This window comes from Luteimonas sp. RIT-PG2_3, assembly GCF_054902115.1.
On the sequence record NZ_JBUBPF010000005.1, the window covers coordinates 83,468 to 102,487 of the forward strand.

A 19,020-nucleotide genomic window follows, 5' to 3' on the forward strand; every position below is an offset into this window, starting at 1 on the left:
CGGGACCGCGCGATCATTGTCAAAAGTCGATGCAGCGACCGTTCTTTTCCCAGTCTCCATACCGGGTTGGATCAGGGCCCTTGCGACCACCGATTTCCTTTGGCAGCACCACGGCCGGATCATCCTCCGCAACAGGCTTTTCTGTCTCTGCCTGCGCCGGTGGATGCTCCGGTTCGCCTAAGATATCGGGATCTTTCACCCGTTAAATTCTAAGTCCGGCGGCCATGTCCGACAAGCCAGCAAATGCACCTGATGCTTTTTTCGCCGTTCCGGACATCCATCCGGTGCAGCTGCAGGGCCCCGATGCGGGCCGTTTTGCGCAGGCGCAGTTCATGGGCGACGTCGATGCATTGACGGTCGGACACTGGCAGTGGAATGGCTGGCTGACCCCCAAAGGCCGCGTGATTGCGCTGTTTGCGCTGGCAAAGCGGGCTGACGACGACCTGTTGTTGCTGCTGCTGGATGCCGACCCGGAGGCCTTCTGCTCGGCCCTGGGCAGGTTCCAGTTCCGCAGCAAGCTCAAGATCAGCCCGCGCAACGATCTGTTGCTGTCGGGCGCTTTCCGCGCGCCGGCCGTGGCCCGTGCGGACGGGTTTTCGGCCTTGGCTGACGGCTCGCTGGAGTTCGACATGGGCACGCCGCGCCAGCCGCGGGTCCTGCAACTGGGACATCCCCTGCCCGCCCTCCCCGCATCCGATGTCTCGCTGCTGGCGCAATGGCGCGCTTTCGATCTCGCGCATGGCCTGCCCCGCCTGCCGGGTGCACAGGCCAGCCAATGGACGCCGCAGCAGCTGTCGCTGGACCGTCTGCGCGCCTACAGCGTCAAGAAGGGCTGCTATCCGGGCCAGGAGATCGTCGCACGCACGCATTTCCTCGGACAGGCCAAGCGTGGCCTGGTCCGCCTGCATGGCGCGGACAGCGCTGGCGCAGGCTCCGAGGGCACTGCCAGCGATGGCATCGAGCCGGCCGCCGTGCAGGCGACGCACGAGGGCAGCGCTGCGGTCCCGATCGTCAGTCGCGCCGGACTGGAAGCGCTGGCGGTGTTCCAGCTCGATGCGGATGCGACGCGTTTCGCGATCGACGATGTCGCGGTGCGTGCACTTGCACTGGAAGATGGCCTTGCGCGCTGACCGCGACATGGCGTCGGCGGCCTCGCGCATCGCCTGCGTCGCGGCCAGCCTGCTGCTTGCCGCATGCGCGTCACGGCCGGTCGCCACCGAGGCACCAGAACCGCTACCGGTCCTGCCGGCAGCGCCGATGCTCGAGCAATTCCAGGCCGACAGCCTGTTCGCGTTCGGCAAGGCCGGCATCGACGATGTCAGCGAACAGGGGCTGGCGTCGCTGGATGCTCTGGCAGGTCGCCTGCTGCAGATCACGCGGCCGGTCAAGGTCGACGTGATCGGCCACAGCGACCGTATCGGCAAGCCGCGCGTCAATGCCGACCTGTCGCATCGTCGCGCACGCGCCGTGCGCGAGTACCTGATCGCGCTCGGTGTTGCGCCCGACACCATCAGCGCCAGCGGACGCGGCAGCGCGGAACCGGTGGTCGAATGTCCCGACGAGCGTGGCCAGGCACTGGTCGCGTGCCTGGCGCCGAACCGACGCGTCGACGTACATATCCGCTACGAGCCCTGACGCGGGGCTGGAGCGACCCTGCAACACTGGACGCCACGGCACACCACTTCTCGCCACAGCGGCGACTGTCGCGCAACGACTCCCCGGACACGCAGCAGTCCGGGCAACCAGCCCGGCCTGACTGCAGGGCGATCGCGGCATCCGGATCGATGACCCTTCGATGCCGCGCCGATGCTCCCCGGTCGACAGTGCCGACGCTGCGATCAGGCCAGCGTATCGGCGGCGTCGATGATCGACTGGTCCGACGGAATCACCAGGAAGGCCGCACCCGCGAGTGGGGTGAAGGTATCGGCGCCGACGACGCGACGGAACGGCCGGCCGCCAAAACCACCTTCGGCGATCGCGGTGATGATGCCCTCGCCGACGCCGGCGCTGTGGCGCCCTTCGTCGACGACCAGGATGCGCTTGGCCGAGGCCGCCTGTGCGCGGATGAACGTCTCGTTGAGTGGCACCAGCCAACGCAGGTCGACCACGCGGGTCTTCCAGCCATGCTTGGCCTCGATCGCCTTCGCCGCGCGCAGGCTCATCGGCACGCCGTTGCCGAAGGAGAAGATCACCAGATCGTCGCCGTTGCCGCCGCTCTCGGGCAGGTACACCCTGCCCTCGCCCAGCAGCATGGCTTCGTCGGGCGCCGGATACGAGGTCAGCCAGCCGCCGTCGCCGGGCTCATGCAGGTCCTTGGTCATGTACAGCGCGATCGGCTCCAGCAAGGCGCAGACGCGGCCATCGACCTTGGCCAGCGCGGCCAGCGTGCGCAGCATCGTCGCGGCATCGTCGCCACGGCTCGGGCAGCCGACCACCAGGCCCGGAATGTCGCGCAGCGCGGTGATCGAGTTGTCGTTGTGGAAATGCCCGCCGAATCCGCGCTGGTAACCCAGCGATGCGATGCGCATCAGCATCGGGTTGCGGTACTGGCCATTGCTGAAGAACTGCAGGCTGGCGGCCTCGCCACGGATCTGGTCGCAGGCGTTGTGGAAATACGCCAGGTACTGGATTTCCGGCAGCGGCAGCATGCCCATGTTGCCGTAGCCCTGGGCCAGGCCGAGGATGATGGTTTCATCGAGCAGCGTATTGAACACGCGGCGGTTGCCGAAGGCCTTGTGCAGCCCCTTGGTCACGGTATAGACGCCGCCCTTCTGGGCGACATCCTCGCCAAACAGCAGCGCTTCGGGATACTTCGCGAACAGGTCGTGCAGCGCGTTGTTGATCTGGATCGCCATGTGGCGCGGCGCCTGCTTCTCGGGCAGCTTGGCCTCGCTGCCGAAGGCCGCGATGCGCTTGTCGTCCGACGCAGGCCGCGTCGCCTCGGCCTGCACCGCCGCAGGCGTATACGGCGCCAACGGCGCCATGACGTCCTCCAGCGAGGTCAGGCGCGGCCGCTGGTCGGCGTCCTCGGCGGCGGCAAAGCAGCGCTGGCGGATCTCCTCGTACATCGCCAGGATCTCGTCGCGCGACATCAGCCCCGACTCCAGCGCGATCGCCGCGCTGCGCAGCAGCGGATCGGTGGCCTCGACCGCGCACAACTCTTCGATGCTGCGCCATTCGATCTCGAAATCGGTGCCGGCGTGTCCCATGATCCGCGTCGTGCGCAGGTGCAGGAAGGTCGGCCGCCGGGTCTTGCGGCAGTGCTCGACCGCGCGTTGCACGTCGCCGTAGCCGGCCGCCAGGTCGAGGCCATCGGCCTGGAAATAGTCCAGGTCGGCGCGGTCGCGATAGTTGCGCCCGACCCACCCATCCGGCGTCTTCACCGAAATGCCGATGCCGTTGTCCTCGCAGACGAACAGGACCGGTGCAGGCAGCTTCTGGTAGGCCGTCCAGGCCGCCGCGTTGAAGGCGGTCTGCGCGGTGGCGTGGTTGCTGGAGGCGTCGCCGAACGAACAGATCGCGATGCTGTCGTCTGGAATCGGCAGGGCATGCCCGATGCGACGCGCCTGCTCGATCGCCACGGCGGTGCCGAAGGCCTTCGGCAGGTGCGAGGCGATCGTCGAGGTCTGCGGCAGGACCCACAGCGGCTTGCTGCCCCAGACCTTGTGGCGGCCGCCGCTGGCCGGATCGTCCGCGCTGGCCGCGAACGACAGCGCCGAATCCATCACCGGATCCATGCCGGGCAGCTTGCGGAAACGCTCGGCCATGAAGCCGCCGCTGCGGTAATGCAGGAACGCAGGATCGGTATGCCGGGTCAGCCGCGCGACCATCGCATTGCCTTCGTGGCCGCTCGATCCGATGGTGTAGAAGACCTTGTTCTGCACGCGCAGCACGCGCGCCATCAGGTCGAGATGGCGCGAGATCAACTGCGACTCGAACAGTTCCACGAAGCCGCGTGCGTCGAGCGCGCTGCCGGCGAGCACGGTGGCAGCGTCAGCCGGGCGCGCACTGCTGCGACCGTTCCAGCCGCGCACGAACTCCTGGAAGTTGACGTCGCAGATCTCGGCGCGGTTCAAGCCCTTCATGCGGGCGGGGATGGGATTGGGAAGGCTGGACATGCGGCGGTCTCTGGGACGTTCGAGATGGTGGATGCGGGCGGATCGGCGCGGTTGGATGATTCGGCGCGGAACAGGCCGCAGGATGAGGGGCTTCCGGCTGGCGCGCGCGTCACGGGCAGGATCAGACGGGCGTGATCAGATAGGCGTGGGCAGACGGACTGGCATCAAAGGGGCGCGCGCTCAGGCGGATTGCGCGATCAACGCAAGCTGCTCGGCGGCGGGATCGGGCATCGGCAGGAATCCTGGCGTCGCGCGCACGCGCGCCAACCAGTCCAGGACCGCCGGATACCGCGACAGGTCGAAGCCGCCGTGCGGCGCCGCGTCGGTATACGGAAACAAGGCGATGTCGGCGATGCCATAGCGGTCGCCGGTGAACCACGCATGCGCCTGCAGGTGCTGCTCCATCACCGCCAGCGCCTGCTGCCCGCGTTCGAGGCAGCGCGGCAGCTCGGCGGCGCGGCGCGGCGAATCCAGCGGCGTCCAGCCACGGATGAAACGCGCGACCGCCACGAACGGCTCATGGCTGTATTGCTCGAAGAACATCCACGACAGTGCCTGCGCGCGTTGCCAGGCATCCGTGGGCAGGTACTGCGTGCCTTCGGCCAGCCAGCACAGCATCGCATTGGACTCGACCAGGACCCGACCATCGTCGAGCTCCAGCACCGGCACCCTGCCGTTGGGATTCATCGCCAGGAACGCCGGCGTGCGCGTCGCGCCATTCGGGCTGTCGACGTCGTTCCAGCGGTAATCGCGACCGGTCTGCGCCAGCAGCAGGCGCACCTTGTGGCAGTTGCCCGATGGTGCATAGCCATGCACGGTGATCATCTGTCCGCAGTTCCTGATTTGCGCGCGAACCACTCGCTCCGCGATTGTCCCCACACTTCGACGGGCTTCTCGTGGTACGGCTCGGGCAATCGATCCATCCGCAGCAGGCGCGATCCCAACCGGTGCGATACCGACTTGGAGGCATCGTTGTCCGGATCGATGGTGTGGATGACCTCCTGCCAACCCAGATGCGCGAAGGCCCAGTCGATCGTCGCCGCCGCCGCTTCGGTCGCATAGCCCTTGCCCCAGGCGTCGCGTGTCAGGCTCCAGCCGACCTCGGTGCCCGGCCAGCCCTCCGGCTGCCAGGGGCCCACGCGGCCGATCCAGCGCCCGGACGATTTCTCGATGACCGAGAACATCGCAAAGCCCTTCAGCTGCCACATCCCCACCATCGCCGAGAACCCGCGCCAGGCCACGGAACGGGGCTCGACGCCGCCAATGAAGCGGGTGACGACCTCATCGGCGCGGAACGCCGCCCAGGCCTCGAAGTCCTCGCCGATGGGCGGACGCAGCAACAGCCGCGGAGTGTCGAGCTGAAGGACAGTCGAGGGGCTCATGTCGCGGCACGACTCCGGGCTGGCGCCGCGGCCAGCCATTGCGCCTTCGTCTGGCCCCAGATGTCGACCACATGGTCCTGGAGCGGCGGCGGCAACTGCCCGGGCCGCAGGTTCTGCGAGCCCAGCCGCCTGGCCAGCGCCTGCGAAGGATGATTGTCAGGGTCGATGCAATGGATCACATCGGACCAGCCCAGGTTGGCGAACGCCCAGTCGATGGCGGCGAAGCCGGCTTCGGCGGCATAGCCGCGCCCCCAGGCATCGGGATGGAAGGCCCAGCCGATCTCATTGCCAGGCCAGCCTTCGGGCCGCCACGGGCCAAGCTGGCCAAGCCAGCGCCCGCTGTCGCGCTCGATCACCGAGAACATCGCAAACCCCTGCAGCGCCCAGGCACCGGGCATCTGCAGGAACTTGCGCCACGCCGCTGCACGCGGCTGCGCGCCACCGATGTAGCGCACCGCCTCGTCCTCGGCGTGCAACTGCGCGTAGCGCTCGAAATCCTCGATCCGCGGCACGCGCAGGATCAGGCGTTCGGTCTGCAACTCCAGGTCTGCGGCCATGTTCGCGCTCCCATCGGGTCAACCAGGGTTCAACCAGCGAACGCGTTGATCCCGGTCAACTCGCGGCCCACCACCAACTGGTGCACGGTTTCCGTGCCTTCGTAGGTGATGACCGATTCCAGGTTCAACGCATGACGGATCGGGCAATGTTCGGTGGTGATGCCGGCGGCACCCAACAGGTCGCGCGCTTCGCGTGCGATGTCGATGGCCATGCGGCAGTTGTTCCACTTCGCCAGCGACACCTGCGTGGGCTGCATCTTGCCGGCATCCTTCAGGCGACCGAGCTGCAGCGACAGCAGCTGCGCCGACGTGATCCGGCGCGCCCAGTCGGCCATCTTGACCTGCGCACTCTGCGTGGCAGCCACCGGACGATCGAACAGGATGCGTTCCTTGGAGTAGTTCAGCGCTTCGTCGAGGCAGGCGATGGCTGCGCCGATCGGACCCCAGGTGATGCCATAGCGCGCCTGCGTCAGGCAGCCCAGCGGGCCCTTGAGTCCCTTGACGTTGGGCAGGCGGTTGGCATCGGGCACGCGCACGTTGTCGAAGAACAGCGCGCTGGTCACCGACGCGCGCAGGCTCATCTTGTGCTTGATTTCCTGCGCGGTGAAACCGGCGAAATCCTTCTCGACCACGAAGCCCTGGATGCCTTCGTCGGTCTGCGCCCAGACGATCGCGATGTCGGCGACGTTGCCGTTTGTGATCCACATCTTGGAGCCGTTGATGAGCCAGTCGCCGCCGTCGCGCTTGGCGTTGGTCTTCATGTTGGCCGGGTCCGATCCGCCGTGCGGTTCGGTCAGGCCGAAGCAGCCGATGACCTTGCCGGCAGCCATATCGGGCAACCAGCGCATGCGCTGTTCTTCGCTGCCGTAGGCGTAGATCGGATACATGCACAGCGAGGACTGCACGCTGGCGAAGCTGCGCAAGCCGCTGTCACCGCGTTCGAGTTCCTGACAGATCAGCCCGTAGCTGACCGCGTTGAGGCCGGCGCCGCCGTATTGCTCGGGCAGCGTCGCGCCAAGCAGGCCGAGTTCGGCGATTTCCGGAATCAGCTCCTTGGGGAAGCGTCCCTGGTCGAAACAGTCGCCGATGATCGGCAGCACACGCTCGTCGGTGAAACGGGCAACGGTGTCCTGCACGGCACGCTCTTCTTCACTGAGCAGGGAGCGGACGTCGTACAGATCGTAGGGATGCAAGGCCATTGGAGCTCAATCCTCCGGAAAGAGCCGGAAATGATATCCGAAAGATTCGACGCCATCCGAAAAATTGTTAGGAGCTCAGCACTTGTTTTTTTACTTATTTTATGGATGAATTGAATATATGTGACATTTGATACCAATTTTGTATACAGTTTTCATCCTGCTGAGCAAATTTGTTATTGCATCGCACAAAAACTGAACCAACCGAATACAGCGCCCTGGGGAGGGAGGATGGACACCGGTTCGTGGACACGACGCAGCACCTTGAAACTGGGCCTGTACGGCCTTTCCGCCATGGGAGGCCTGGCCTCGGCGGCACAACCACAGACCACGGAACGGACCGTCGGCACGCCGGCCGCCGCCCTGCCGGTTGTCGTCTTTGACGCGCTGGGCGAGATCCGTACGCTCTACACCCCGGAACTGGTCGAGCAGATCCTCGCCAGCGGGACGCGGGCGATCTCGATCACCCTGACCGACCCCAAGGCGGCCGAGGCCGATGCCTTCGACCTGCTGCTCAAGGACCTGGCCGAATACAACCTGTACTTCCGCCGCCATCCCGCGCAGTACCTGCCGGCGGTATCGACCACCGCGATCGCCGATGCGGTGGCGTCGCGACGCCTTGCGGTGTTCTACAACCTGCAGGACTCGTCGCCCGTCAATGGCGACCTGACGCGCGTGGCCTTGCTGCGCCGGCTGGGCGTCACCAGCATCCAGCTGACCTACAACCACCACAACCGCGCCGGTTCGGGGTGCTTCGAGAACCCGGACAACGGCCTGACCGCGTTCGGCCGCGAACTGATCGGCGAGATGGGCCGTCAGCGCGTGTTGCTCGACCTCTCGCATGCCGGCATGCGCACCATGGCCGATGCGATCGCCGCCTCGTCGCGCCCGGTGGTCATTTCGCATACCGCCTGCAAGGCCCTGCGCGCGCACCGCCGCAATACCACCGACGACAACATGCGCGCGGTCGCGGCCGGCGGCGGCGTGGTCGGCATCACCCAGATCCGCACGTTCCTGACCGATGCGCGCACCGACAACCTCGAGGTCTACTTCCAACACCTCGACCACGCCATCAAGGTCGCCGGCATCGATCACGTCGGCATCGGCAGCGACCGTGACCATCGCGTCATCCCCGACACGCAGGAAGAACTGGCCATCCTGCTGAAGGAAGAAGGCTCGCAGATTTCGCCGCAGGACTGGCCGCTGTACCTCGAAAAGCTCAACGGACCGCATCGCATGGAGGTGATCCGGGACGAGCTGCACAAGCGTCGCTATTCGCAAACAGACATCGACAAGGTCATGGGCGGGAATCTCCTGCGCCTGTACGCCGACGTCGTTGGCTGAACCCACTCCAGAGAACCTCCATGACATCGACAATCCACCTCAGGGCGCTGCTCGCAGCGCTCACTCTTTGCTTCGCCTCTTTTTCGGCTTCCGCGCAGGATGACAGCCGTTTCCTGCAGGGAAATGACCTGTTCGGACAGCCGATGTACACCCGCGGCAGCAACCCGATGAACGTCGCCGGCACCGGCACCCTGCAACGCGCGGTGGCGGAAGCCAAGGCTGCCTACGAAGCTTCGCCCACGATCGACAATGTCACCTGGTACGGCCGCCTGCTCGGCTACCAGGGCCTGGCGCGTGAGGCCATCGCGGTCTACTCGGCCGGCCTGAAGCGGCATCCCGACTCGGCCAAGCTGCTGCGCCATCGCGCGCATCGCTACTTCAACCTGCGCGAATTCGACAAGTCCATCGTCGACGGCCTGCGTTCGGCCGAGCTGTACCGCAACCAGCCGCTGGAGCGCGAACGCCTGGGGCCCGACTACTTCCCGAGTACGCCCGACGTCGTGCAGTTCTACCTGTACTACCACCTCGGCCACGCCTACTTCGCCAAGCACGACTACGCCAAGGCAGCCGAATGGTTCGGCAAGTCGCGCGAAGTGGGCCTGGGCACGTCCGATGCCCCCAGCATCACCGCCGGCGTCTACTGGCAGTACATGAGCCTGGCGCGCAGTCAGCGCTACGACGAGGCCAATGCCCTGCTCGCCGGCTACACGCTGACCCTGGTCGACCTCAAGGACAACATCGAAGCCAACTACTACTTCGACGGCATCCAGCTCTACAAGGACCTGCGCGACCCCGAGACCTACTACAGCACCCTCGACAGCGGCAAGGCCTTCAGCACATCCGACGCGATCAGCGCCGGCACCGCCTACTCGCTCGCCAACTACTGGCTGGTGCGCGGCGAACTGTCCAAGGCCAAGGAATTCCTGCGCATCGCCACCAAGGTCGACACCTGGAGCTTCTTCGCCCGCGTCCAGGCCGAGGCCGACTGGATCGCACTGTTCGGCAACGAAAAACCCTGATCCCCCTGCAACACGCTCCACCGATCGCACACAACAAAAACTCCTTACGTACACGGACATCCACATGAACACCAAGCCACTCCGGACCCACCTGCTGACCCGCGCCGTCGCCATCGCGCTGGTCGCGGCGACGCCCCAGCTCGTCTCCGCCCAGGACGCCAGCTCCACCGCCTCCAACAGCAGCGAAGCGGTGACCCTCGACAACGTCGTGGTCACCGGCTCGCGCATCCGCAGCAAGAACCTGATGAGTTCGACCCCGGTCACCGGCATCAGCCAGGAGACCATGAAGATCAGCGGCTCGCTGTCGGTCGAGGACTACCTCAATACCCTGCCGCAGCTGGTCGCGGGCAACACCAAGTCGAGCAACGTCTTCGGCGACTCCGACCAGACCTCGACCCTCAACCTGCGCGGCCTGGGCGCCAAGCGCAGCCTCGTGCTGGTCAACGGCAAGCGCTTCATCGGCTCCGGCCCCAACGGCGTCGTCGACGTCAACAACATACCGGCCTCGCTGGTCGACCGCGTCGAGATCGTGACCGGCGGCGGCTCGGCCGTCTATGGTTCGGACGCGATGGCGGGCGTGGTCAATTTCATCCTGAAGGACAAGTTCGAAGGCCTGCAGGTCGAAGCCCAGTACGGCATGTCCAGCGAAGGCGATGCCGGCGTCTGGAGCACCTCGGCCACGATGGGCGGCGCCAGCGAGCGCGCCTCGGCCTGGTTGCACGTCAACTACGAAGAGCGTGAACTGCTGCGCGGCAACCAGCGCGACCTGTCGCGCTATGCGCTGACCGACACCGGCAGCGGCTTCGCGCGCACCGGTTCGGCCAGCCGTCGCGGCGGCACCCTGCTCGCGATCCCCACGCCCAACGGCACCGGCGGGTTCACCAACCGCGACTACGCGCTCAACGACCTCGTGCCGACCCCGTACGTCGCGGCCCGCGACGCGTTCTTCGACGCCACCGGCGACTACGCGATCCAGACCCCGATGGAGCGCACCAACGTCTTCGGACGCTCGGAGTTCTTCTTCAACGACTACACCAGCGCCTACGCCGAGATCAGCTACAACAAGATCCGGTCGTCCGCCGCGCTGTCGCCGTCGGCCCCCAACGTGCGCGCCACGTTCAACGCACCGCCGATGCCGGCCAACGCCTCGTGGATCTCGCCCGAGATCCGTGCCCTGCTCAATGCCCGCCCGGACCCGAACGCACCGTTCGCCGTGCGCTTCCTGGTGCCCGACTCCTTCCCCAAGCGTGAGATCTCGTTCAACCGCGACACCTTCCGCTTCCTGGGCGGCGTCAAGGGCCAGCTCGAGTCGGGCTGGGCATGGGATGCCAGCTACAGCTACAGCACCGTCGACACCACCGAGATCCAGCTCGGCGACGTCTCGCGCCGCACGATCGTCGAAGCCTCGACCCCGAGCCCGACCGATCCGACCCGATGCGCCAACGGCAATCCGGCCTGCTCGCTGATCACCAGCCTGACCAACTGGACGCCCGAGCAGGTCGCGTACCTGCGTTCTGACAACCTGAGCACCATCCAGGCCACCGAAAAAGTGTTCTCGGCCTCGGCGACCGGCGACCTGTTCAACCTGCCGGCCGGCCCGGTCGGCACCGCGTTCGGCATGGAATGGCGTTCGGTCTCGGCGCAGGACAACCCCGCCCCGATCGTCCGCGACTTCATCTCGGCCGGCTTCGGCGAGCGCAGCGCGACCGCAGGTGAGTTCGATGTCTGGGAAGTCTATGGCGAAGCCAACGTCCCGCTGCTGACCGACAAGCCGTTCGCCGACTACATCGGCCTGGAATTCGCGGCGCGTTACTCCGAGTACTCGCTGGCCGGTGGCGTGAGCACCTACAAGGCTGGTGGCGAGTGGCGCGTGAACCCGTCGTTCCGCCTGCGCGGCGTCTACCAGCGTGCCGCGCGTGCGCCCAATATCAACGAACTGTTCGGCGGTGCGACCCAGACCTTCCCGCAGATCGTCGAGCCCTGCTCGGCAACGGCCAACCCGACCGGCGCGATCCGCGACCTGTGCATCGCGCAGGGCATCCCGGCTGACCAGATCGGCGTGTACCAGCAGAACGGCGCGGCGATCTCGGGCCTGTTGGTGTCCAACCCGAATCTGGAGCCGGAAGAGTCCGACACCATCACCTTCGGCTTCGTGCTGACGCCCTCGGCGCTGCCGGCACTGAACGTGACCGTCGACTACTACGACATCAAGATCTCCAACGCGATCGAACGCATGGCCGGCGGTGCCATCGGCACGCTCAACGCCTGCTTCCAGAGCCTCGACATCAACAGCGAGTTCTGCCAGACGATCCAGCGCTCGCCGAGCAACTACGAGATCGCCGACTTCCGCGTTCCGCTCGCCAACGTCGGCGCACTGCGGACCTCGGGCGTCGACGTCGCCGCCAACTACGCCTGGAACTTCGACGGTTTCGGCCTGGGTGGCAACGGCTCGCGCCTGGCCCTGACCACGTTGCTGACCTGGGTCGAGAAGAACACCTTCCAGGCCAACCCGGCATCGGCGATCGTCGATCGCGTGGGCACCGTCGGTGGCGACACCGCGGCGATCCCGGAATGGTCGGCCAACACGATGCTCAACTGGAGCACCGGCGGCCTCAACCTGGCCTGGGCCACGCAGTACATCTCGTCACTGAAGGACCGCAAGTACGCCAATGCCCTGGATGCCGGCAGCGCCAACCCGACGGCAGGCATCACCAATCCAACGGTGTCGTCGTACTGGTACCACCATCTGAACGCGACCTACAGCTTCGGCGACGGCTCGTTCAAGGTGTTCGGCGGCGTCAGGAACCTGTTCGACAAGGGGGCGCCGCTGCTGTCGTCGCCGATCGAGGGCAATACCGACGCGAACACCTATGACGTGATCGGCCGCTACATCCACGTCGGCTTCTCCAAGAAGTTCTGACCGAAGACGCTCTGATCAACGTTTCCAAACAACCTGCTGATCGTGATTCCGGGCCCGCCTGTCTCTCCGGGCGGGCCCGGCCTTTTCGCCGGCTCCCGCACCCTGCCCTGGAATCGTCCCGTGGACCTCAGCTACCCGTGGAACTGCTCGTGAGCACCATCGCGGTATGGGTACGATGGACGCCGTCCATCGCGACGATCTCGTCGAGGATCCGGTCCATACGCGAGAAATTGCCGGAGTCGACCTGCAGCTCGATGATCACGTCGTACTGCCCGGTGATGGTATGGAACGAGCGCACTTCATCGATCTTCAGCATGGCCGCCTTCATCTTCGCCCAGTGCTTGGGGTCGCGGATCATGAAGACAAAGGCACGGATGAAACTATTGTTGAATTCCGGCTTCAACTGGACCGTGTACTTCTCGATGGCCACCGCGTCGAGCCGGTCGAGCATCGACTGCACGGTCGGACGCGACAGCGACAACTCCCTGGCCAGTGCCGACACGGTCTTCTTCGAATCCTTTTTCAGGATGCTCAGAAGCTCCGCTTCCTTCTCGGTAAGGATCATCACCTAGCCTTTTTCAAGTAATCGGGATGAAGGGACTATACACCTTCACATCTCTTTCACAGCGGCCCCACGCCGACCCGCCATACCCATATTTACCAAGGAATCAGCGCATGGGTTTTCTTACCGCGATCACCAGACGCAAGAGCATCGAATCACTGCACGACCAGTTGGGCGCAAGGCGGGACTTCCCGCGCACGCTCGGGCTCTGGCAGCTGACGAGTATCGGACTGGGCAGCATCATCGGCGTCGGCATCTTCGTCCTCGCCGGACAACAGGCCGCCGTCAACGCAGGCCCCGCCGTCGCGCTGGCCTTCATCATCGCCGGCATCGCCAGTGCGGCGGCAGCCCTGTGCTATGCCGAGTTCGCGGGCATGATCCCGGTGACCGGCAGCTCCTACACCTATACCTATGCGGTGCTCGGCGAACTGGCGGCCTGGCTGATCGCCTGGGACCTGTTGCTGGAATACGCCCTGATCGTCGCCGCGGTCTCCAGCGGCTGGGCGGGCTATCTGCACAACCTGCTCGATGCCGCCGGATTATCCCTGCCCGACTGGGCAAGAGGCGCGCCCGGCAGCGGTGACGGACGCATCTTCAATGTCGTGGCGGCCATGGTCGCGATGGGCGTTGCGGTGCTGCTGAGCCTGCGTACGGAATGGGGTGCACGCTTCAATACCGCGATCGTCATCGTCAAGGTCATCGGCGTCGTGCTGATCATCGGCGTCGGCATCTTCCACATCAACCCGGACAACTGGACGCCCTTCATCCCCGAGCAGACCATCGACGCCAAGGGCATGGCCCAGTACGGCGTCTCCGGCGTCGTCTCGGCGGCCGCGATCGTGTTCTTCGCGGTGTTCGGCTACGACACGCTGACCACCGCCGCCGAGGAGTCGAAGAATCCGCAGCGCGACCTGCCGCGGGCGATCCTGCTGTCGCTGGGCATCTCGATGGCGATGTACATCCTGATCTCGATGGTGCTGACCGGCATCGCGCACTACTCCACGCTCAACAACGATGCGCCCGTCGCCAACGCCTTCAAGTCGATCGGCCTGGGCTGGGTCGCGGTGGCGGTCTCGATCACCGCGGTGACCGGCATCATCAGCGTGGTCTTCGCCTTCATGCTCGGTGCCGCGCGTATTTGGTTCTCGCTCGCACGCGACGGCCTGCTGCCGGCGTGGTTCGCCAAGGTGCATCCGGTGCATGGCACACCCTACCGCCCGACGCTGATCATCGGCGCGCTGACGGCGGTCGCCGCCGGCCTGTTGCCGATCGGCGACCTCGCGATGCTCGTCAACATCGGCGCCTTGTCGGCCTTCGTGGTGATCTGCGCCTCGGTGATGATCCTTCGCTACCGGCGTCCCGAGATCCAGCGCAAGTTCCGCACGCCGTGGATGCCGTTCGTCCCGCTGCTCGGCATCGCGTTCTCGGTCTGGTTGCTGGCGCAACTGCCCGGCACCACCTGGACGCGCTTCCTCGCCTGGATGGCAGTGGGGCTTGTCGTCTATTTCTTCTATGGCATCCGCAAGAGCAAGCTCTCGACATGACGACGCGCACGCATTCCACCTGGCTGCGCAGCGCGCTGGCCCTCGCGCTGATGATGCCGCTGTACAGCATCGCGGCAACCCTGGACGGTGCGCCCAGCGCTGAGACGGGAGCAACCGCGGCCGCCACCGGCCCACGCTCGCTGATCGGTACGCCATTGCGCAATCCGGCATGGTCGCCCGAGACGCTCGCCTTCCTTGAAAAGGACGTCGAGATCGCACGGGCCGCGATGAAGATCGCTCCCGAGCGCGAAGATTCCTACATCTGGCTGGGTCGCAGGCTGGCCTACCTCAACCGCTTCGATGAAGCGATCGCGGTGTTCACCCAAGGCCTGGAGAGATTCCCCGACAGCTACAAACTATTGCGCTTCCGCGGCCGAAAACTCGCGCGCAGCCGCCAGTTCGACGCTGCGCTGGCCGACTACGCGCGCGGCATCGCGCTGATCGAACCCCTCCAGGACAGTTACGAGCCCGACGGCATCGTCAATGCCCGTAACCAGTTCCTGGGTTCCTATCGCAGCAACCTGCACTACTACCATGCGCAGACCAGTTGGGCGATCGGCGACTACGCGACCACGCTGGCCGGCATGGAGCGCTCCGCGCGCGAACCACTCGTGCAGAACCAGGACCACCAGGTCGCCATCCGCTACTGGCGATACCTGGCCCTGCGCAAGCTCGGCCGGCACGACGAGGCCGCCCAGGCAGTCGCCGACACGCCGGCCGGCCTGGAACTGCTGGAAAACGACAGCTACTACGACGGCGTCCGCTACCTGCAGGGAGCGCTCGCCGAGGACGTGGTGCTGGCCAGGAAGGATCCGGTCAGCTCGTTCGCGGTCGCGATGCAACACCTGTTCCAGGGTGACGCGGCCGGTGCCGATGCGCTGCTCGAAAGGATCATCCTCGACAGTCCGCAGGGCTTCTGGCCCGCCGAAACCGAACTGCTGAAGCTGAGGTCCGCCAGCTCCCGCTGATGCATCGCGTGCGACCCTCGCGGCCGACGTACGCATCGCCATCCACCCCACCCCTCGACACCACGCGTCCCGCACCTCGCTGGACGTCATCAGCACAACCCCGTAGATGGAGACACCCATGGTTCGCAAGCTTCTGTTCATCCCGATCTTCGCCGCCCTCAGCGCCTGTGGCGGCACGGCACCGCCGGCTGCCGACGCCGACAGCACTGCCGCCAGGACGGCAGCCCAGCCCGCCGCCACCAGCCCCGACGCCATCGCCCCGGTGATGTCGCTGTCCGGCAAGCCGCTGCTGCCGCCGAGCCCGCTGCCGTCCCAGGAAAAGCTCGAGGCCGACCTCGCCAAGGCACGCGCCGATTTCGAAGCCAATCCGGACGACCCGGAGGCCCTGATCTGGGTCGCCCGTCGGCTGGGCTACCTGTGGCGCTTCCAGGAAGCGGTGACCGTGCTCGACCAGGGTATCGAGCGCTGGCCGGACAACGCCAAGCTGTACCGCCATCGCGGCCATCGCCACATCACGTTGCGCGAGTTCCCGAAGGCCCAGGCCGATTTCGAGAAGGCGGCCGAACTGATCGCCGGCAAGCCCGACGAGATCGAGCCCGATGGCGCGCCCAACCCGTCGGGCATCGCCCGCACGACGCTGGCCTACAACATCTGGTACCACCTGGGGCTGGCCCATTACCTGCAGGGCAACTACGACGCCGCGCTGGCCGCCTACCAGGAACTGCTGAAGACCTCGGCCGCCAACAACGACGACTCCATCGTCGCCGTCACCGACTGGATGTGGATGTCGCAGATGCGCCTGGGTCGCAAGGCCGAGGCCGCCGCACTGCTCGAGAAGATCACGCCGAAGATGGAGATCCTCGAGAACGACGGCTACCACCGCCGCCTGCTGATGTACAAGGGCATCGAATCGGCCGACGCGCTGCTCAACACCGACACCGCCGATACCACGGCGATCGCGACCCAGGGCTATGGCGTTGCCAACTACTACCTGGTGACCGGCGAAACCGAAAAAGCCAAGGCGGTCTTCGAGAAAATCCTGTCCGGCGCGGGCTGGCCGGCGTTCGGCTACATCGCCGCTGAAGTCGACATGCACCGCCTCCACTGACGCAAGCGGACCTGTGTCCGCACTTGCCCGGGTGCGTGACCCGGATACGACGACGCCGCAGCTTCACAGCTGCGGCGTCGTCACATGCGGTTTGCGGAACCGGTACCTGCTGCCACCTGCAGGTCCGGCGCCGGTGGTTCTGCCTGCTTAAGGCTTCCCGCTCAAGGCTTGTTGACTGCTTACTGCCTCGAGCTGGCCTCGCCCCTGGCATCGTTAGTCGCCACGCTGGTGACCACGTGGCCATCGACCACCGGCAGGCGCTCGCCCGGCTTCTGGTCCATGCGGATCGTCTGCTCGTTGCCGTTGTAACGATAGGTGACGTCATAGCCGACGGTGTGCTGCTCGCTACCCAGCGGGATCTGCTTGCCCGGCTTGCTGTCGGTGCGCATCGTGCCGGTGGTGCCGTCGGGGTTGCGATAGGTCACGTTGTAGGCCACGACCCGCGAGCTCTGCGCGGAATCGTTGACGGTGCGGCACTGGCGGTCGACGCGTTCGACCACGCGGCCACCGACGTGGCGGCGATCGACCTCGCGACCGACATAGCCGCCACCCACGGCACCTGCGACCGTCGCCAGCTTGCGACCGGTACCGCCGCCGACCTGGTTGCCGACCAGTCCGCCGATGACCGCACCGGCGACGGTGCCGCCGACGTTGCCGTCACGCTCGGGCGCGCGCTCCTGCACGACCACGTCCTCGCAGACTTCGCGTGGCGAGTTGGACGTCGTGGTCTCACGGATGGCCTCGCTGCCGATGACCGTGGCGTAGAGGTTCTGCTTCTCGGTGATCGGATTGGCCGCGAGCACGGTGGCGTACTCGAGCTTGCCCGACGCCGGAATGTCGTTGTCGGCGACGCGATCCGCGTCCAGGGCAGCATCTGCACCCGCCGGGTTCGCCTGTCCGACCGCAGCATCATTGTCATTGTTGCGGCTGTTCTGGAATGCGCCGACGGCGACGCCGCCAACCAGCATGGCGGCCACAGCAATAGCGATCGTATTGGCTTTCATGGGATGTCCTCAGGGCGCCAGGGCCCGGTTGATGATTCGCAAGCATTGCAGCAATTCCCACCTGAACAGGAGCTCATAAGTTCCCTCCCAAACTGACGGCCCAATGAACTGCGTCGGTGGGGGCACCGCCATCGCCGGACACACGGGCCGCGTGCTAGCGTTCCCGGCACCATTCCTTCCAAACGCCTGCGGGCACGGAGCACGTCATGGCCAATCCGCTGCTTGTCCCCCTGCTGGGCTGGCTGGGCCGCCTGAGCCACCCCCGCCTGTTCACGATCGCCGCGGTGCTCTTCGGCATCAATGTGCTGATTCCCGACCCGATCCCGTTCGTCGACGAGCTGCTGCTGGGCCTGACCACCCTGTTGCTGGCAAGCCGCAAGTCGAAGGCCCCGCCGAAGGCGCCGCCGGTCGACGGCCGCGCGACCCGGTCCTGAGCCTTGCCGGGACATGACACCGCTCCCATGAGCCGCAACCCCGGCAGGGGTATCGGCACGCTGGACGGCGCCGATCGACCACCCTGGGGGTTGGTCGACAGCCATTGCCACCTGGACGCTCCCGAGTTCGACGACGACCGCAGCGAGGTCGTCGCGCGCGCCCGCGCCGCCGGCGTGATGGTGCAGATACTGCCCGCGGTCGATGCCGGCCGCTGGGAGGCACTCAAGCACGCCTGCGCGCTGGGCGACGGCCTGTATCCCGCCTATGGCATGCATCCGATGTTCCTTGCCCAGCACCAGCCGGCGCACGTGGACCTGTTGCGCGCGTGGATCGAACGCGAGCGTCCGGTCGCCATCGGCGAGTGCGGGCTGGATTACTTCGTCGAGGATCTCGACCGTGATGCGCAGCAGTTCTACTTCGATGCGCAGCTGTCGCTGGCGCGCACGTTCGACCTGCCATTGATCGTGCATGCGCGGCGCTCCGTCGATGCCGTCATTGCATCGATCCGCCGCGTCGGCCGCTTGCGCGGCGTGATCCACAGCTTTTCCGGCAGCCCCGAACAGGCGCGGCAACTGTGGGAACTCGGATTCATGCTCGGCCTCGGCGGTCCGGTGACCTACGACCGGGCGCAGCGCCTGCGCAAGCTGGTCGCGACGATGCCATTGGAGCACCTGCTGCTGGAAACCGACGCCCCGGACCAGCCCGACAGCGGCATCCGCGGCCAGCGCAACGAACCGGCACGCCTGGCGCGCATCGCCGACACCATCGCCGACCTGCGCGGCCGGCCCGTGGAAGAGATTGCGGCCGTCACCAGCGCCAACGCGCGCCGGCTGTTCGGATTGGCCGCGAGCGCCTAGTAGGCG

18 protein-coding genes are annotated in these 19,020 nt (G+C 66.1%); 10 read left to right on the forward strand and 8 right to left on the reverse strand.

Features of this window, described 5'->3' with window-relative positions:
• Positions 1–19: 19 nt before the first annotated feature.
• On the reverse strand, positions 20–199 hold the full coding sequence (locus ACYX7E_RS09455; RefSeq protein WP_462080330.1) for a DUF1674 domain-containing protein: 180 nt from the start codon (positions 197–199) through the stop codon (positions 20–22).
• An 85-nt stretch (positions 200–284) separates the two neighbouring features.
• Between ACYX7E_RS09455 and ygfZ the strand changes: the two genes are divergently transcribed.
• Positions 285–1,130, forward strand: a complete 846-nt coding sequence (gene ygfZ, locus ACYX7E_RS09460) for a CAF17-like 4Fe-4S cluster assembly/insertion protein YgfZ (protein WP_462080331.1) — start codon at positions 285–287, stop codon at positions 1,128–1,130.
• Positions 1,120–1,635: an OmpA family protein gene (locus ACYX7E_RS09465; RefSeq protein WP_462080332.1), complete on the forward strand. Its 516-nt coding sequence runs from the start codon at positions 1,120–1,122 to the stop codon at positions 1,633–1,635. Before ygfZ ends, ACYX7E_RS09465 begins: the two co-directional genes overlap by 11 nt.
• A 203-nt stretch (positions 1,636–1,838) precedes the next feature.
• Here the strand turns inward: ACYX7E_RS09465 and ACYX7E_RS09470 are convergent, their stop codons facing one another.
• From ACYX7E_RS09470 to ACYX7E_RS09490, 5 genes are all read right to left on the reverse strand, one after another.
• The gene (locus ACYX7E_RS09470; protein WP_462080333.1) at positions 1,839–4,118 is read right to left on the reverse strand and encodes a thiamine pyrophosphate-dependent enzyme; all 2,280 of its coding nucleotides are present in this window, start codon (positions 4,116–4,118) and stop codon (positions 1,839–1,841) included.
• A gap of 180 nt (positions 4,119–4,298) precedes the next feature.
• Positions 4,299–4,943 carry a glutathione S-transferase family protein gene (locus ACYX7E_RS09475; protein WP_462080334.1) on the reverse strand — a complete coding sequence of 215 codons (645 nt, stop codon included), beginning with the start codon at positions 4,941–4,943 and terminating at the stop codon, positions 4,299–4,301.
• The gene (locus ACYX7E_RS09480; protein ID WP_462080335.1) at positions 4,940–5,500 is read right to left on the reverse strand and encodes a GNAT family N-acetyltransferase; all 561 of its coding nucleotides are present in this window, start codon (positions 5,498–5,500) and stop codon (positions 4,940–4,942) included. The genes ACYX7E_RS09475 and ACYX7E_RS09480 overlap by 4 nt, the downstream gene beginning before the upstream one ends.
• Positions 5,497–6,057: a GNAT family N-acetyltransferase gene (locus tag ACYX7E_RS09485; RefSeq protein WP_462080336.1), complete on the reverse strand. Its 561-nt coding sequence runs from the start codon at positions 6,055–6,057 to the stop codon at positions 5,497–5,499. Before ACYX7E_RS09485 ends, ACYX7E_RS09480 begins: the two co-directional genes overlap by 4 nt.
• A 29-nt stretch (positions 6,058–6,086) precedes the next feature.
• Complete coding sequence (locus tag ACYX7E_RS09490) at positions 6,087–7,256, reverse strand: acyl-CoA dehydrogenase family protein (RefSeq protein WP_462080337.1); 1,170 nt, start codon at positions 7,254–7,256, stop codon at positions 6,087–6,089.
• 228 nt (positions 7,257–7,484) lie between these two features.
• Between ACYX7E_RS09490 and ACYX7E_RS09495 the strand changes: the two genes are divergently transcribed.
• The 3 genes from ACYX7E_RS09495 to ACYX7E_RS09505 all read left to right on the forward strand — a co-directional run bounded on the left by ACYX7E_RS09495 (position 7,485) and on the right by ACYX7E_RS09505 (position 12,536).
• Entirely contained in the window at positions 7,485–8,597 is a 1,113-nt protein-coding gene (locus tag ACYX7E_RS09495; RefSeq protein ID WP_462080338.1) for a dipeptidase, read from the forward strand.
• Between the two features lie 20 nt (positions 8,598–8,617).
• Positions 8,618–9,616: a tetratricopeptide repeat protein gene (locus ACYX7E_RS09500; protein ID WP_462080339.1), complete on the forward strand. Its 999-nt coding sequence runs from the start codon at positions 8,618–8,620 to the stop codon at positions 9,614–9,616.
• Between the two features lie 64 nt (positions 9,617–9,680).
• Entirely contained in the window at positions 9,681–12,536 is a 2,856-nt protein-coding gene (locus ACYX7E_RS09505; RefSeq protein ID WP_462080340.1) for a TonB-dependent receptor plug domain-containing protein, read from the forward strand.
• A 127-nt stretch (positions 12,537–12,663) separates the two neighbouring features.
• On the opposite strand, the gene ACYX7E_RS09510 is transcribed toward ACYX7E_RS09505, so the two are convergent.
• On the reverse strand, positions 12,664–13,101 hold the full coding sequence (locus ACYX7E_RS09510) for an Lrp/AsnC family transcriptional regulator (protein ID WP_462080341.1): 438 nt from the start codon (positions 13,099–13,101) through the stop codon (positions 12,664–12,666).
• 110 nt (positions 13,102–13,211) lie between these two features.
• Here ACYX7E_RS09510 and ACYX7E_RS09515 point away from each other — a divergent pair, with 110 nt between their 5' ends.
• The 3 genes from ACYX7E_RS09515 (at position 13,212) to ACYX7E_RS09525 (ending at position 16,718) form a co-directional block, all read left to right on the forward strand.
• A complete protein-coding gene (locus ACYX7E_RS09515) occupies positions 13,212–14,642 on the forward strand; it encodes an amino acid permease (RefSeq protein ID WP_462080342.1) in 1,431 nt (476 codons plus the stop codon).
• Positions 14,639–15,610, forward strand: a complete 972-nt coding sequence (locus tag ACYX7E_RS09520) for a tetratricopeptide repeat protein (protein WP_462080343.1) — start codon at positions 14,639–14,641, stop codon at positions 15,608–15,610. Before ACYX7E_RS09515 ends, ACYX7E_RS09520 begins: the two co-directional genes overlap by 4 nt.
• A gap of 118 nt (positions 15,611–15,728) precedes the next feature.
• Positions 15,729–16,718, forward strand: a complete 990-nt coding sequence (locus ACYX7E_RS09525; RefSeq protein ID WP_462080344.1) for a tetratricopeptide repeat protein — start codon at positions 15,729–15,731, stop codon at positions 16,716–16,718.
• A gap of 179 nt (positions 16,719–16,897) precedes the next feature.
• Here the strand turns inward: ACYX7E_RS09525 and ACYX7E_RS09530 are convergent, their stop codons facing one another.
• Positions 16,898–17,722: a glycine zipper 2TM domain-containing protein gene (locus ACYX7E_RS09530; RefSeq protein ID WP_462080345.1), complete on the reverse strand. Its 825-nt coding sequence runs from the start codon at positions 17,720–17,722 to the stop codon at positions 16,898–16,900.
• 206 nt (positions 17,723–17,928) lie between these two features.
• On the opposite strand from ACYX7E_RS09530, the gene ACYX7E_RS09535 reads away from it, so the two are divergent.
• Together ACYX7E_RS09535 and ACYX7E_RS09540 are read left to right on the forward strand one after the other, a co-directional pair.
• Positions 17,929–18,156: a DUF6116 family protein gene (locus ACYX7E_RS09535; RefSeq protein WP_462080346.1), complete on the forward strand. Its 228-nt coding sequence runs from the start codon at positions 17,929–17,931 to the stop codon at positions 18,154–18,156.
• A gap of 27 nt (positions 18,157–18,183) precedes the next feature.
• The gene (locus tag ACYX7E_RS09540) at positions 18,184–19,014 is read left to right on the forward strand and encodes a TatD family hydrolase (protein ID WP_462080347.1); all 831 of its coding nucleotides are present in this window, start codon (positions 18,184–18,186) and stop codon (positions 19,012–19,014) included.
• The last annotated feature ends 6 nt before the right edge of the window (positions 19,015–19,020 follow it).

Bases quoted from the DNA above. Each gene is read 5' to 3' on its own strand.
- ACYX7E_RS09495 (WP_462080338.1), top strand. From the start codon at position 7,485: ATGGACACCGGTTCGTGGACACGACGCAGCACCTTGAAACTGGGCCTG.
- ACYX7E_RS09510 (WP_462080341.1), bottom strand. From the start codon at position 13,101: ATGATCCTTACCGAGAAGGAAGCGGAGCTTCTGAGCATCCTGAAAAAG.
- ACYX7E_RS09530 (WP_462080345.1), bottom strand. From the start codon at position 17,722: ATGAAAGCCAATACGATCGCTATTGCTGTGGCCGCCATGCTGGTTGGC.
- ACYX7E_RS09515 (WP_462080342.1), top strand. From the start codon at position 13,212: ATGGGTTTTCTTACCGCGATCACCAGACGCAAGAGCATCGAATCACTG.
- ACYX7E_RS09535 (WP_462080346.1), top strand. From the start codon at position 17,929: ATGGCCAATCCGCTGCTTGTCCCCCTGCTGGGCTGGCTGGGCCGCCTG.
- ACYX7E_RS09520 (WP_462080343.1), top strand. From the start codon at position 14,639: ATGACGACGCGCACGCATTCCACCTGGCTGCGCAGCGCGCTGGCCCTC.
- ACYX7E_RS09480 (WP_462080335.1), bottom strand. From the start codon at position 5,500: ATGAGCCCCTCGACTGTCCTTCAGCTCGACACTCCGCGGCTGTTGCTG.
- ACYX7E_RS09475 (WP_462080334.1), bottom strand. From the start codon at position 4,943: ATGATCACCGTGCATGGCTATGCACCATCGGGCAACTGCCACAAGGTG.
- ACYX7E_RS09540 (WP_462080347.1), top strand. From the start codon at position 18,184: ATGAGCCGCAACCCCGGCAGGGGTATCGGCACGCTGGACGGCGCCGAT.
- ACYX7E_RS09490 (WP_462080337.1), bottom strand. From the start codon at position 7,256: ATGGCCTTGCATCCCTACGATCTGTACGACGTCCGCTCCCTGCTCAGT.
- ACYX7E_RS09525 (WP_462080344.1), top strand. From the start codon at position 15,729: ATGGTTCGCAAGCTTCTGTTCATCCCGATCTTCGCCGCCCTCAGCGCC.
- ACYX7E_RS09505 (WP_462080340.1), top strand. From the start codon at position 9,681: ATGAACACCAAGCCACTCCGGACCCACCTGCTGACCCGCGCCGTCGCC.
- ACYX7E_RS09485 (WP_462080336.1), bottom strand. From the start codon at position 6,057: ATGGCCGCAGACCTGGAGTTGCAGACCGAACGCCTGATCCTGCGCGTG.
- ACYX7E_RS09500 (WP_462080339.1), top strand. From the start codon at position 8,618: ATGACATCGACAATCCACCTCAGGGCGCTGCTCGCAGCGCTCACTCTT.
- ACYX7E_RS09470 (WP_462080333.1), bottom strand. From the start codon at position 4,118: ATGTCCAGCCTTCCCAATCCCATCCCCGCCCGCATGAAGGGCTTGAAC.